Raw genomic sequence first — 12879 nt, 5'->3', positions numbered from 1 at the left:
CCTGCGCTCAGTCGGCCCCGAGCCAGTTGCCGTGGAAGCCGAACGGCACGCGGTGCGAAAGCTGCACGGTGGCGACCGGGCCGTCGGCGATGGCGCCGGCTTCGTACACCACCAGGTCGCTGCGCTTCTCGGCGCCGCGGTAGACCGTGGCCAGCAGCCAGCCGTCGCCCTCGGCGCTGTCGGCCGCGCGCGGCACGAAGACCGGCTCGGATGCCACGTCGCCCTCCGGCAGCCGATGCACCGAGCGCGTGACGCGCTCCAGGTCGACGTGGGCCAGGCCGTTGTAGTCGCCCACCGTGCGGCTGCCGTCCTCGCGGCACGCGAAGTAACCGTGGCGGTAGGGCAGGGTGGCGAAGCGTTCGTCGAAGCGTGGGAATTCGCCCGCCATGTCGTCGAGATACGCGCGCGTGAAGGTATCCGAATCGCCGGCCATGTCGAAGGTCCAGCGGCACAGGCGCGCCCGCGCGCTGCCGGCATCCGGGTTGAACAGCGGCGCGGTTTCGTACTGCATCACATCGGCGACGATCTTGTCGCCGGATTCCCACGCGTTCATCACGTGGAACACGTAGCACGCTTCGCCGCGGAACCAGCGCATCTTCGCCGCGCCGCCCTGGCGCGGCATGATGCCGATGTGCGCGCCCTTTGCCGGCTCCCACGCATAGGCCGGCTCGCCGCGCGTGGCGCGCTCCATGCTGCCGGTCACCGGCAGGATCGGAAACAGGACGTAGTTCCGCGTCGCCATGAAATCGTGGACCATGCTCGGGAACGGCGCTTCGAAGCGCTCGATCTGCTGCAATTGGCCGGTGCGGTCCACCACGCCGTAGTCCAGCGCCGGGGTGAAAGGGCCATCCGCCGAGTAGGCGAAAAACAGCATCTCGCCGGTGACGGGATCCAGCTTGGGGTGCGCGGTCATGGCGCGTGGCAGCTTGCCGGCGTAGTCCACGTTGCCGCGCGTGGCGAGTGTCTCGCGGTCCAGCTCCACCGGCAGGTGGGCTTCTTCCAGCGCGAGCAGGCGGCCGCCATGCCACAGGATGTTGGTATTGGCGGCGCCGCCGGCCTGGCCGGCGACGGCAGGGTCGGTGGTGGCCGGATTGCCCCAGCTGCCGAACAGCGCCTGCCCCGCGGCCCGTTCGAGCCGGAACTTGTTGGTGCGCACCCAGCGGTTGCGGTAGCGCACGCGGCCGTCCTCGATATGGAAGGCATGCACCATGCCGTCGCCGATGAACCAGTGGTAGTTCGCGTCGCGCGGCGCGTACTGCGGGTTCGGTCCATTGCGGTAGAGGGTGCCGCGCAGCGCGCGCGGCAACTCGCCGGTCACCGGCAGGTCGAACGCGTCGCACTCCATCGAGATGGGGGCGTAGTTGTCGCTGAGATAGGGCGACGGCGGGAACGGCTTGCTCATGTCGTGCTCCTTTTGCGGGGCTGCTTGCCTGGCTGCTTGCTTGACTGCCTGGGGGCCGTCGCCGGCATGGCGGCGGGGAGGGGGTCGTTGGCGGGCTGGTCCCGCGGTGCGCGCATGCCTTGCATCAGCAGGCGCATCATCTCCGCGTGGATCGCGTCGGCACCGGGCTCGTCCGGCAGCTTGCCGGCCAGGCCCAGCATCACCAGGCCGTGGATCGCCGCCCAGATGACGTAGCTCAGCACCTGCGGGTCGCCCTCGATCAGGCCGCGCTCGGCCAGGCCCTCCAGGTGCGCGCTCATGGTGCGGCGCGCGCGCGAGCCGGCGCGCTCCAGTTCGGGGTAGCGCGCGTCGCCGGGCTGGGTCATCTCGAACATCAGCCGGTAGGCATTGGGCTCGGCGAAAGCGAAATCCAGGTAGGCCCGTCCCACCGCCCGCGCCCGCTCGCGCGGCTCCTCGGCGCTCGCGCCGGCGGTTTCCAGCGCGGCGGCGAAGCGGTCGAATGCCGCAGTGCGCACCGCGGCAAGGATGTCGTCCTTGTCGCGAAAGTAGCGGTAAGGCGTCATCGGGCTGCAGCCCAGCTCGTCCGCCAGCTGCCGCATGCTGACGTTGGCCACGCCGCCTTGCGCAAAGCGGCGCTCGGCCACCTCGCACAAGCGGGCCTTGAACGCGTCGATTTCTTCCTGGGTGAGGTTTTTTGCCATGTGCTGCTGCGTGCGTGAAAACAGAACCGCCGCGAAGCGTGACGTTTTTCCGAGCTTCGGGCCATGATGATTTACAGTGTATATTTACGTTGTAAATTGTCAAGGCGAGTTTGGAGAAGCAGTGCTGACTCCCAGTGCGAATGCCATGTCATTGTTCGCCCTGTGGGACAATCGCCCAGCGCGCCGCACAGGCGCGCATCACCTACGGCAGGGCGGGGACGGCGCATGAAGACCATCGAATGGAAGGACTGGGAGATTTTCTGCCGCGTCGTGGAAGGCGCCGGCTTCACCAAGGGCGCCGAACTGGCCGACGTGCCGAAATCCTCCGCCAGCGCCGCCGTGTCCCGCCTGGAAATGCAGCTCGGCGTGCGCCTGTTCGAGCGCACCACGCGCCGCGTGCGCGTGACCGAACGCGGCCAGCAACTGTATGACCGCGTCGCCCCGCTGTTCTCGGAACTGCGCGAGATCAGCGCCGAGGCCGTCTCCGTCAGCGAACAGGTCAGCGGCACCTTGCGCATCTCCACGCCGTACGAGGTCGGTTCGCTGCACCTCTCGCCCAGCCTTACGCGGCTGCTGCGGCTGCACCCGGACCTGCGCGTGGAAGTGGACGTATCCTGGGACCAGCCCGATCTGATCGAGAGCGGCTACGACCTGGCCTTTGTCATGACCAATACCGGCCTGCACGACAGCTCCTTCGCCAGCAAGCGCGTGGTGCTGATCGAGCGCGGTTTCTTCGCCTCCCCATCCCTGATCCGCACACGCGGGTTGCCCCGCACGCCGCAGGACCTGGCCGGCTGGCCCACGCTGGGCAGCGCCGAAGACCGCCGCTGGGAATTCCTGCGCGACGGCAAGGAGGTCTGCAGCCTCCCGGTGGACCCGCGCATGCGCACGCAGAACGCCGAAATCCGGCTCAAGGCCGCGATGGACGGGCTCGGGGTGGCGCGGCTGTCGCCGCGGTATGTCCAGGATGAAGTGGACCAGGGGCGGCTGGTGAGGGTGTTGCCGGGGTTTACGACCTCTCCGTTGAAGGTGTTTGTGTTGATGCCGGCGAGGAAATTGATGCCGGCCAGTGTCAGGGTGTTTTTGGATGTTTTGGAGGAGACGTTGGGGAGGGCTGATCCTCGGTTGGTACCGCCTAAAGTTTGAATTTTATTTGGTATTATTGATTTTCTTGTTATTTTTATTGTATTTGTGGTGTATGGCAGAATGGGATTTTATTGGTTCTGTTTTGGCGTATTTGGAGTCTGCTTGTCTTTGTGGGCCTAGCGGCGCGAGCTTGATAGCCCATTCGCACACATGTAAGTGTCACTTTTCTTTTCTCGAAAAGAAAAGTAACCAAAAGAAAGCGATTCTTGCAGAAGGCTGGGCGCTCAGACTTTAAATTTGATTGTGGTTTCGTGGTGGGCGCGACGGCTTCGATAAGACTGCTGACGCTACCGGTGCTGACCACAACGACATTTCGGGTGGTGTCCGATTCGTGGTGGCGCTGCATGATGGCGGCGGTCCAGGTGGTTCACGCTGCTGCCGCGACCGGGGTGGATGGGCCCGTCATAGGAACGGCACTGGTTTCGTGGTGGGCGCAGTGGCCCCGACTTGAGACATAGCCCCATACACTCGCGCCCCGGTCCACCACGCCCACCACGAAACCATGAGGGTGCTACGTCGTGGCCGCCAAAACCGGTAGCGGCAGATGGCCGAACAAGCAGTGCGTCCGCCATCATAGGTCTGACCCCGAGACCACTGCCGCCAGCAAGATCGTGGTGGGCCGCACCGGTAACGGCAGGATGCCAGCAGAACCACGAACCCCACGACGAAACCACGAACAATCAGAAACCCAACGTTTCTGCCCCTGCCGGCCAGGCAGTCCGCTTTCTTTGCCTACTTTCTTTTCGGAAAAAAGAAAGTAGGTCGCTCCGGGGGAGCGAAAGCCTTTGAATTTGAAGTTAAGATTTTGACTTTGACGTAGAATTTAATATTTAAATAATAAAAAATAAAAAAATCAATAAGGCTGATCCCCAGGCCGAACATCCAACCCCAACACCTCCACCACCCCCATCACCTCCTCCTCATCCTCCCCCCTCGCAATCCACCCCGCATAAGCATCCCCCTCCGTATTCCAGTTCCACAACGTAAACCCCGCCACCCGCAACTGCTCGAACGCCAGTTCCATCAGCTCCGGCACGCTGGTGCTCTCCAGGAAATCCTCATCCTCGGGGTCTTCCACGCCCCAGTCGATCTCCACGTCGATCCGCGCGCAGAGTTCGTCCATGCAGCTGATGAAGGATGCGCAATCCTTCCAGTCCACATAGAAACCCGATTCCCAATCGATCACGTCCTTGAGGATCCACAGCAGTTCCTGGCCTTCGATCTCGTCCGCGTCGTCGGCGTCGGCCAGGGCTTCGTCGAACAGCGTCTGCTGTTTCTCGATCATGGCCGCGTCGTCGAAGTTGATCAGTTCGATCAGGCGCCAGAGTGCCTGGCGCGCTTCGTCGTTCAGTCCGTCGCTCATTGCATCTGCCTCCTTCGGTGTGGCGCCGGATGGCGCATTGCTGTGGAAAATAGCGTCGCCGCGGTTCAGCCGGCGATGCGCAGGATCTCCTGCTGGCCGAGCGGCGTCACGCGCAGCGCGCGCGAGGTGGAGGTGGCTTCGATCCACTTCCGCTCCATCAGGTTTTGCAGCAGCGCGGCGCCGAGCGCGCCGCCGAGGTGGGGTTTGCGTTCGCTCCAGTCGGGGCAGGTGCAGGCGAACTGGCGGCGCTTGCGCCGCGCCACTTCGAGGTCGACGCCGAGTTGCGCCATGCCTTGCGTGCCGCTGGCGGTGAGCTCGACGGCGGTGCCGGCCACTTCGATCCAGTTCGCGTGCGCCATGCGCTCGAACAGCGCCACGGCGAGTTCGCCGGCGAGGTGGTCATAGCAGGTGCGGGCCTGGCGCAGCGCGGCCGGTGCGGTGCGCGCGGCGGGGATGGCGCGCGCGCGGGCCGGGTGGCTGGCCAGCGAGGCGCTGGCCAATGCTTCGATGGCAACGCCGATCTCGGGCGTGGCCAGCCGGTAGTAGCGGTTGCGTCCGCGCGTCTGCACCGCGAGCAGGCCGCCTTCGCTCAGGCGCGCGAGATGGCCGCTGGTCGACGATGCCGAGAGGCCGGCGATGACGGCAAGCTCGCCGGCGGGCCGCGCGCTGCCGTCCATCAGCGCCCACAGCATGGCGGCGCGCCCCGGGTCGGCGAGGAGGCCGGCGAGCTGGCTGATGCTCGGAGCGTATTCCATAGTTCATTCCGTCATGAAACGACGACCGTAGTATAGGCCGCCCCGGGAGCGAGCGCAGCAATGGCCGGATCTTTGCTTGGCATCGGGCGGGCAGCAAGAATCGCTGCGACGCCCTCCGGCCAGAAAGCCGAGCCTCACGCGGCACGTAGCGGGCGCGGCCCATATCGGGGCGGCTGGTGAAGCCGCGGCGCCGCCTGCCTTTTTACAAAGGCTTGTAAAGCCTGCGGCGCAATGCTGCACGCCGCCCCCGGCGGCGCGGCATGCCAGTGCCGCCAACCGTTGCCGCAGATTTCCTCAGGAGCCTCTCATGATCTCCATATCCCGGTCCGCCCTGCACCAATTTCTCGGCGCATGCTGCCTCGTCCTCGCCGCGTGCGGGGGTGATGGCGGGGACGGCGGAGGCGGCACTGCCGGCGGCGGGGGCGGGGGTGGCAGTGGCGGCGCGGGTACGCTGTCCGTGGTGGTCTCCGGCCTGCCGGCGGGCACGCCCGCCAATGTCGTGGTCACGGGCCCGGGCGGCTACCGGCAGACGGTGGGGACATCGACGACGCTGGGCAGCCTGGCGGCGGGCACGTACACCGTGACCGCGGCGGCGGTCCTGACGGGGACTTCCTCCTACAAGCCGCAACAGCCGGTCCAGTCGCTCGCGGTGGCAGCCGGCACCGCGCCGGTGGCCGGCGTTGCCTACGGCGCGCCGGAAGACCTGCACCTGACCCTGACCGAGGTGGCGGGCGGCCTTGCGGCGCCGATCTTCCTGACCGCGCCGACCGGCGACACGCGCGTGTTCGTGGTCGAGCGCCCGGGGCGCATACGGATCCTGCGCAACGGCGTGGTGGCGGCCACGCCGTTCCTCGACATCACCGCGCAGGTCGCCACCGACGGCGAGCGCGGACTGCTGTCGATGGCGTTCGCGCCGGACTATGCGACGAGCGGGCGCTTCTACGTCTACTACACCGACCTGAGCGGCACCCTCACCATTGCCCGCTACAACGTGTCCGCCGCCAACGCGGACGTGGCCGACCCGGCCGGCACCGTGGTGCTGACGATTCCGCACGGCGCCAACAACCACAACGGCGGCCAGCTCGCGTTCGGCCCGGACGGCATGCTTTATGCCGGCACCGGGGACGGCGGCGGCGGGGGCGATCCGGCCGGCAACGCGCAGAACACGGCTTCGCTGCTGGGCAAGATGCTGCGCCTCGACGTCGGCGGCGCGGCCGGGCAGCCCTATGTCGTGCCGCCGGGCAATCCGTTCGCGGGCGGCGCCGGCGGACGCGCCGAGATCTGGGCGCTGGGCCTGCGCAATCCGTGGCGGTTCTCGTTCGACACCACCGGGCTGCTCTATCTCGCGGATGTCGGCGAAGGCCAGCGCGAGGAAGTCAACGTGGAACCCGCGTCGAGCGGCGGCCTGAACTATGGCTGGAACCGCACCGAGGGCACGCTGTGCTTCGGCGCCTCGCCCTGCGACATGGCCGGCCTGACGCCGCCGGTGTTCGAGTATCCGCACAGCGGCGGCGGCTGCGCCATCGTCGGCGGCTATGTGTACCGCGGCAGCGCGATTCCGGAATTGCAGGGACGCTATTTCTACTCCGATCTCTGCACCGGCAAGCTGCTCAGCTTTGTCTACCGCGACGGCGCCGTCACGGAGCAGGTCGACTGGCAGGTCACCATCAGCGGCAGCGTGTATTCGTTCGGGCAGGACACCGCGCAGGAACTCTACGTGCTCGCGGACCCGTCGACGTCGAGCACCAGCGGCAAGGTGTACCGCATCGAGCGGGCCGCGGCGGCGCAGTGAGTGCGGGCCTGCCGGCGCCGCACAGGAACCGGCGGCCGCCCCGGGAGCCGGACCGCGCCTACGCGCAGGCTTGCGACCAGGCCCGCAGGTTGTCGATGGTGGCCGTCACGCCGCCGCACACCACCACCAGCACGTTGTCGAAGCCTTCCAGTTCCGCGGCGCGCTCGTAGGCCAGCGTCAGGCTGGCACCGCACGCCGGCTCGACCAGGATGCGGTGGTCGTCGAGGAAGCGTTCGCAGGCGGCCAGCGCGGCCCGGTCCGACACCACGGCGCTGCGCACGGGATGGCGCTGCGTGAGCGCGTATGCCTGCTCGCACACCTGCTTGGCGCCCAGCGAGGTGGCGATGCTGGTGATCGCCTCGAGCGTGATGCGCCGCCCGGCGTGCATCGATTGCGCCAGCGAGGCGGCGCCCCGGGTCTCGGCGGCGATGACCGGCACGTCGCCCCACTGGTTGCGTCGCAGGCCCTCGACCACGCCGGACATGAGCCCGCCGCCGCCCACCGACAGCACCACCGCGTCGGGCCGGAACGCCGTACGCGCGATCTCGTCGACGAGCGTCGCGTGGCCGGACCAGAGCAGGGGATCGTCGAACGGGTGCAGGAAGGCCTCCGCCGCGCCGATCATCGACAGCGCCAGCGCATTGGCTTCGTTCCAGCTCGCGCCGTGCACGATCACCTCGGCGCCCTGCTGGCGGATCAGGTCCTTGGCGCGCTCCGTGGTGGATTCCGGCACCACCACCGTGACGGGGATCGAGAGGCAGCGTCCCGCGTAGGCGACCGCGATGCCGGCGTTGCCGCCGGACGAGGACACGAAGCGGCGCTTGCCGCGCCGCGCGTATTCCTCGCAAGCGGCGCCGATGCCGCGCAGCTTGAACGAGCCGGAGGGCTGCAAGGCCTCCAGCTTGAGCCAGACGGAGCGTCCGGCCGCCTGGCTCAGGGGAAAGGACGCGAGCAGCGGGGTTTCGATATGCAGGGGCATGGGAAGCGGTATGAGGAAATGAATGCCGGCACTGGGCGCAGGCCGATATGGTAATGCCTGGCGGACGGGCAGCCGATGTGCGGCGGCCGGCGCGCGCCCGAGGGGAACCGCGATGAACCTGACAGGAAAGGCCCCGGGGGGCATACTACGGCGCACCCCCGCCCGCGAGAAGGGAATCCTCATGGCAGCCTCCCGATGACACGCCGCAGAACGAGCAGCGGCGCCAAGCTCTGGAACGCGCTCGGCAAGATCGCCACGCGCAATGTGCGGCGCGCGCAGCGCACCGTCACGCGCAGCGCGATCCGATCGGCGGTCAGGCAGGGCGAAGCCATGAGCAAGGCCGCCCAGCGTGTGCTCAGCGGCGTCGCCTCGCCGGTGGCGGCGCCGGTCAGCCGGGCCGGCGGGCGCTGGGAGGAGGGCAGCTGGGGGCTGGGGCCGCTGGTGCAGCGCCGCTACCGGCTGTTCGTGCCGTCCGGCGTGAGCGCGTCGCGCCCGGCGCCGCTGCTGGTGCTGTTGCACGGCTGCGGGCAGGACTCCGCCAGCTTTGCCGCCTGCACGCGCGCCGCGGCGCTGGCGCGCAGCGCGCGCTGCGTGGTGCTGATGCCGGAGCAGTCCTCGCACGCCAATGCGCAGCGCTGCTGGAACTGGTTTCGCTCGCCGGCGCGCGTGGCGGCCGAGGCGGCGCTGCTGATGGCCATCGTCGACCATGTCTGCCAGCAGCGCCTGGTGCGGCCTGCCGAGGTGTTCGCGCTGGGCTTGTCGGCCGGCGGCGCGATGGCGCAGACCTTGGGCCTGCGCTATCCGGACCGCTTTGCCGCGGTGGGCTCGCACTCCGGCGCGGTGGCGCTCAGCGCCGGCAATGCCGCGCAGGCCGCGCGCGTCATGCATGGCAAGGGCCAGGCCGACCTGCAGGCCGCGCGCCTGTCGCTGGGCGGGCGCCGGCCGCCGCCCCTGCTGCTGCTGCACGGCGATGCCGACCACGTGGTGCAGTTCGACAACGCGCTGGCGGCGGCCGCGCTGTGGCAGCAACTGCTGCCGGCGGCACCGCTGCTGGCCGCGCCGCGCCGCATCCAGCGCGGCCAGCGCCGGCCCTTCAGCGTGTTCGCGTGGTCGGACGCGGGCCGCCCCTACATCCGGCTGGTGCGCATCGAGGGGCTCGGGCATGCGTGGAGCGGCGGCCCGTCCAGCCAGGCCTTCAGCGATCCCGCCGGCCCGGATGCCCTGCGCATTGCCTGGCAGTTCTTCATGCAGTGCCTGGCGGCGCGGGAGACGGTTCGCCGGCCTGCGGGCGGGCGAGCGGCGCTTGCATGACCACGTCGCTTTCCGGATAGGCCACGCAGGGCAGGATGTAGCCTTCGTCGCGCTCGTCGAAGCTCACGCCCGGCCAGGCGATGCGGTAGGCGACGTGCCCGGCCGATAGCTGGCACAGGCAGGCGCGGCAGGTGCCGTTGCGGCACGAGCTGGGTAGCTGCACGCCGGCCTGCAGCGCGGATTGCAGCAGCGTCTGCGTGCCCGGCGCGGCAAAGCCGCGGCCGAGCGGCTCCACGCGCGCCTGGAAGACTTGCGCCGCCGGCGCTTGCTGCGACGTTGGCGGCGACGTTGGCAGCGACGTTTCGGCCGATGCTCCGGGCGGCACCGCCGGCGTGTCCGCGCTCACGGCTGTGCTCCGCCTTCGCCCGCCTCGGGATCCGGAAAGCGCGCGCGCCCGTGGGTGGCGTCGCGCAGCGCGGCGCGCGCGGTGTCCTGCTCGCTGGCCGGCAACTGGATGGTCAGGCGCGCGGCGGCGCCGTGCTCGCCGTGCGCCAGCGTGTGGCCGGCCTGCTCGATCCAGCGGCGCACGCGCGCCTCGTCGGCGTAATCCACCTCCACCACCAGCCGCGCATAGGCAATGCGTTCGATGCGCTGCGCTTCCTTCAGCGCCACGGCGATGGCGTCCGTATAGGCGCGCACCAGCCCGCCCGCGCCCAGCTTGATGCCGCCGTAGTAGCGCACCACGGCCGCCAGCACGCCTTCCAGCTCATGGTGGCGCATCACCTCCAGGATCGGCCGCCCGGCGGTGCCGGACGGCTCGCCGTCGTCGGACATGCCCGAATGCCCCCCGGCCAGCAGGGCCCAGCACACATGGGTGGCGCTGGCGTGTTCCGCGCGCAGGCGCTGCAGTTCGGTCATGGCCGCATCGCGATCGGCCACCGGGATGGCGTAGGCGATGAAGCGGCTCTTGCGGATTTCCAGTTCGGCCTGGAGCGGGAAGGCGAGGGTGTAGGTCGGCACTGATCGGGCCACGCCTGTCTGGCGGCGGCGTGCGGAGGGCTAAAAAGGACTGCGCCGCGGGTTGCGGGCGTGCGCCAGTGTACCGCAGCGGGCCGCCCGGCCCGCCCGCGGCCGGCCTTGCAGGCATGGGCAGATATGTGGCGGGCCTGCTGGATGTCTGCAAAGTAAGGCAGTTTAAACAAGCTGTCACAAATGGTTCATAGCATGCGACCTCGGCCTGATCGCTGCGCGGCCGTCTCCCCACCAGCGCGCGGCTCGGTGGCGCCACGAGCGCCGCTCACCCACTCACAAAACAAACGGGAAAGAAGAATGATCGACAAACCGGATGCTTCCCGCCGCAAGGCGCTCAAATTCCTGGCCGGCGCACCGATGCTGCCGCTGGGCCTCGGCGCGACCGCCCTGCTGGCCGGCTGCGGCGGCGGCGACGACGCCGTTGCAGCGCCCGCACCCGGCGCTCCCGCACCGGGCACGCCCGCCGCGACCTTCAGCACCGCCGAATTCACCGGCATGTCCGCCCCGACCCTGGCCAACCCGGCCGCGATGGCGACCACCACGGTCGGCTCGAGCCTGAAGGTCTCGTTCAGCGACGGCAGCAGCCAGACCTACAAGCTGGCCTACCAGCCGTTCTTCATGACCGGCGACCAGGTGCCGGACGGCAACGGCGGCAAGATCCTGGCCGGCGGCTACTTCGACATCAACAACCAGCCGATCGTCGACACGTCCGTGGCCGGCAAGGAAGGCCAGTTCTTCTCCGACTCGCCGGACGGCACCTCGCTGCTGAAGATCGACGGCGCCAAGGTGGCCGGCGTGAAGGGCAACACGGTGTTCGCCGTGGTGCAGTTCGAGTACACCACCCGCGACCAGGCCAACGCCACCATGTATGGCCGCCTGCCGTCGCCGATCGCCGTGCTGACGCTGGACCAGGACCCCGCCACCGGCAAGCTGAGCCTGGTCAAGTATCACAACGTCGATACCTCGTCGGCCAACGGCCTGTGGATCACCTGCGGCGCCAGCCTGTCGCCGTGGAACACGCACCTGTCGAGCGAGGAATACGAGCCGGACGCGTTCCTCAATGCGACCAACCCGCTCGATCCCACGTACCTCGACCTGGTCGACCAGTACGCGAAGTTCGCCAAGAATCTCTACGGCAACGCGAGCATCCCGCTCAACCCCTATCTCTACGGCCACCTGCCCGAGGTCACGGTCAACCCGGACGGCACCGCCAGCATCAAGAAGCACTACTGCCTGGGCCGCATCTCGCACGAACTGGTGCAGGTGATGCCGGACAACCGCACCGTGCTGATGGGCGACGACGCCACCAACAGCGGCATGTTCATGTTCGTGGCCGACAAGGAGAAGGACCTCTCCGCCGGCACGCTGTACGTGGCCAAGGTCGGCGCCGGCTTCTCGATCGATCCCGCCGCCGCCGGCGCCGACCTGACCTGGGTCAAGCTCGGCCATGCCACCAGCGCGGAAGTCGAGGCGATGGCCAAGTCGCACCGCCCGGCCGACATCATGGACGTGGTGTACGCCGATCCGGGCGACCCCGACTACACCAAGATCTTCGCCAACGGCGCGGCCCAGTGGGTCAAGGTCGTGCCGGGCAAGGAGAAGGTCGCCGCGTTCCTGGAAACCCACCGCTATGCCTACCTCAAGGGCGGCAGCATGGGCTTCACCAAGATGGAAGGCACCACCGTCAACATCAAGGACAAGATCGCCTACTCCGCGCTGCAGAACATCCAGGACTCGATGGTGAAGAACAACGCCAAGGGCTGGAACGCGCAGAGCAACATCTCGCTCGACGCGGCCCTCAAGGCCGGCGGCGTGATGCAGCACAAGCTGGCCGGCGGCCAGAAGGACCTGGACAACGCCGCGATCAACAGCGAATGGGTGCCGGTGCACACCAGCGCGCTGATCGTGGGCAAGGACATCGCCGCCGACGCCCTGGGCAACACGGCCGACCCGGACCTGATCGCCAACCCGGACAACCTGAAGTTCTCGGAAAAGCTGCGCACCCTGTTCATCGGCGAGGACAGCGGCCAGCACATCAACAACTTCCTGTGGGCCTACAACGTAGACACCAAGAAGCTGACCCGTGTGCTGTCCACCCCGTCGGGCGCCGAATCGACCGGCCTGCACGCGGTCGACGAGCTTAACGGCTGGACCTACATCATGAACAACTTCCAGCATGCGGGCGACTGGAACGCCGCCTTCCACGTCAAGGTGCAACCCACGCTGGATCCGCTGGTGCGCGCCAACTACAAGAACCGCTACGGCGCCGCGGTCGGCTATCTGACGGCCGACATCTCCAGCGTCAAGCTCGGCAAGGCCTGAGCGTAGCCGGCGCATCGGCTGCGCGGCCCCGGGGCCGCGCGACCGGTGGGCGGCAGGACGCCCCCGGCGAGAAATCGCCGGGGGCGTTTCATTTTGCGCCGCGCAGCATGCCTGCTACCCTTGCGGCACACTGTCG

The 12879-nt window shown here is 68.4% G+C and carries 11 protein-coding genes; 4 read left to right on the top strand and 7 right to left on the bottom strand.

All coding sequences use genetic code 11. The annotated features are described in order from the left end of the window. Positions 1-7: 7 nt before the first annotated feature. Together ACKI2N_RS19545 and ACKI2N_RS19540 are read right to left on the bottom strand one after the other, a co-directional pair. Positions 8-1402 (bottom strand): carotenoid oxygenase family protein, encoded by a 1395-nt coding sequence (locus tag ACKI2N_RS19545; RefSeq protein ID WP_420995765.1) that lies wholly within the window; start codon positions 1400-1402, stop codon positions 8-10. Beyond that, positions 1399-2103, bottom strand: a complete 705-nt coding sequence (locus ACKI2N_RS19540) for a TetR/AcrR family transcriptional regulator (protein WP_420995764.1) — start codon at positions 2101-2103, stop codon at positions 1399-1401. The genes ACKI2N_RS19545 and ACKI2N_RS19540 overlap by 4 nt, the downstream gene beginning before the upstream one ends. A gap of 225 nt (positions 2104-2328) precedes the next feature. Between ACKI2N_RS19540 and ACKI2N_RS19535 the strand changes: the two genes are divergently transcribed. After that, positions 2329-3249, top strand: coding sequence for a LysR family transcriptional regulator (locus ACKI2N_RS19535; protein WP_420995763.1), 921 nt, complete (start codon positions 2329-2331; stop codon positions 3247-3249). 853 nt (positions 3250-4102) lie between these two features. On the opposite strand, the gene ACKI2N_RS19530 is transcribed toward ACKI2N_RS19535, so the two are convergent. Both ACKI2N_RS19530 and ACKI2N_RS19525 read right to left on the bottom strand, forming a co-directional pair. Then, positions 4103-4612, bottom strand: a complete 510-nt coding sequence (locus ACKI2N_RS19530; RefSeq protein ID WP_420995762.1) for a DUF6630 family protein — start codon at positions 4610-4612, stop codon at positions 4103-4105. A gap of 65 nt (positions 4613-4677) precedes the next feature. Further along, a complete protein-coding gene (locus tag ACKI2N_RS19525) occupies positions 4678-5367 on the bottom strand; it encodes an ArsR/SmtB family transcription factor (protein ID WP_420995761.1) in 690 nt (229 codons plus the stop codon). A gap of 457 nt (positions 5368-5824) precedes the next feature. Between ACKI2N_RS19525 and ACKI2N_RS19520 the strand changes: the two genes are divergently transcribed. Beyond that, a complete protein-coding gene (locus tag ACKI2N_RS19520; protein WP_420995760.1) occupies positions 5825-7159 on the top strand; it encodes a PQQ-dependent sugar dehydrogenase in 1335 nt (444 codons plus the stop codon). A gap of 58 nt (positions 7160-7217) precedes the next feature. On the opposite strand, the gene ACKI2N_RS19515 is transcribed toward ACKI2N_RS19520, so the two are convergent. Next, a complete protein-coding gene (locus ACKI2N_RS19515; protein ID WP_420995759.1) occupies positions 7218-8138 on the bottom strand; it encodes a serine/threonine dehydratase family protein in 921 nt (306 codons plus the stop codon). A 195-nt stretch (positions 8139-8333) separates the two neighbouring features. Here ACKI2N_RS19515 and ACKI2N_RS19510 point away from each other — a divergent pair, with 195 nt between their 5' ends. Continuing rightward, complete coding sequence (locus tag ACKI2N_RS19510) at positions 8334-9449, top strand: extracellular catalytic domain type 1 short-chain-length polyhydroxyalkanoate depolymerase (RefSeq protein ID WP_420995758.1); 1116 nt, start codon at positions 8334-8336, stop codon at positions 9447-9449. Here ACKI2N_RS19510 and ACKI2N_RS19505 read toward each other — a convergent pair. Both ACKI2N_RS19505 and ACKI2N_RS19500 read right to left on the bottom strand, forming a co-directional pair. Continuing rightward, positions 9382-9744, bottom strand: a complete 363-nt coding sequence (locus ACKI2N_RS19505) for a 2Fe-2S iron-sulfur cluster-binding protein (protein ID WP_420995819.1) — start codon at positions 9742-9744, stop codon at positions 9382-9384. The genes ACKI2N_RS19510 and ACKI2N_RS19505 overlap by 68 nt on opposite strands. 47 nt (positions 9745-9791) lie before the next feature. Beyond that, complete coding sequence (locus ACKI2N_RS19500; protein WP_420995757.1) at positions 9792-10409, bottom strand: IMPACT family protein; 618 nt, start codon at positions 10407-10409, stop codon at positions 9792-9794. Positions 10410-10718: 309 nt separating this feature from the next. Between ACKI2N_RS19500 and ACKI2N_RS19495 the strand changes: the two genes are divergently transcribed. After that, positions 10719-12743 carry a PhoX family protein gene (locus tag ACKI2N_RS19495; protein ID WP_420995756.1) on the top strand — a complete coding sequence of 675 codons (2025 nt, stop codon included), beginning with the start codon at positions 10719-10721 and terminating at the stop codon, positions 12741-12743. Positions 12744-12879: the final 136 nt, after the last annotated feature.

Origin of the sequence: Cupriavidus sp. 30B13, from assembly GCF_049059565.2 — a bacterium.
Classification (GTDB): domain Bacteria; phylum Pseudomonadota; class Gammaproteobacteria; order Burkholderiales; family Burkholderiaceae; genus Cupriavidus.
The sequence above is the reverse complement of the archived record's forward strand: the minus strand, read 5'-3'. Positions and strand labels throughout refer to the sequence as shown.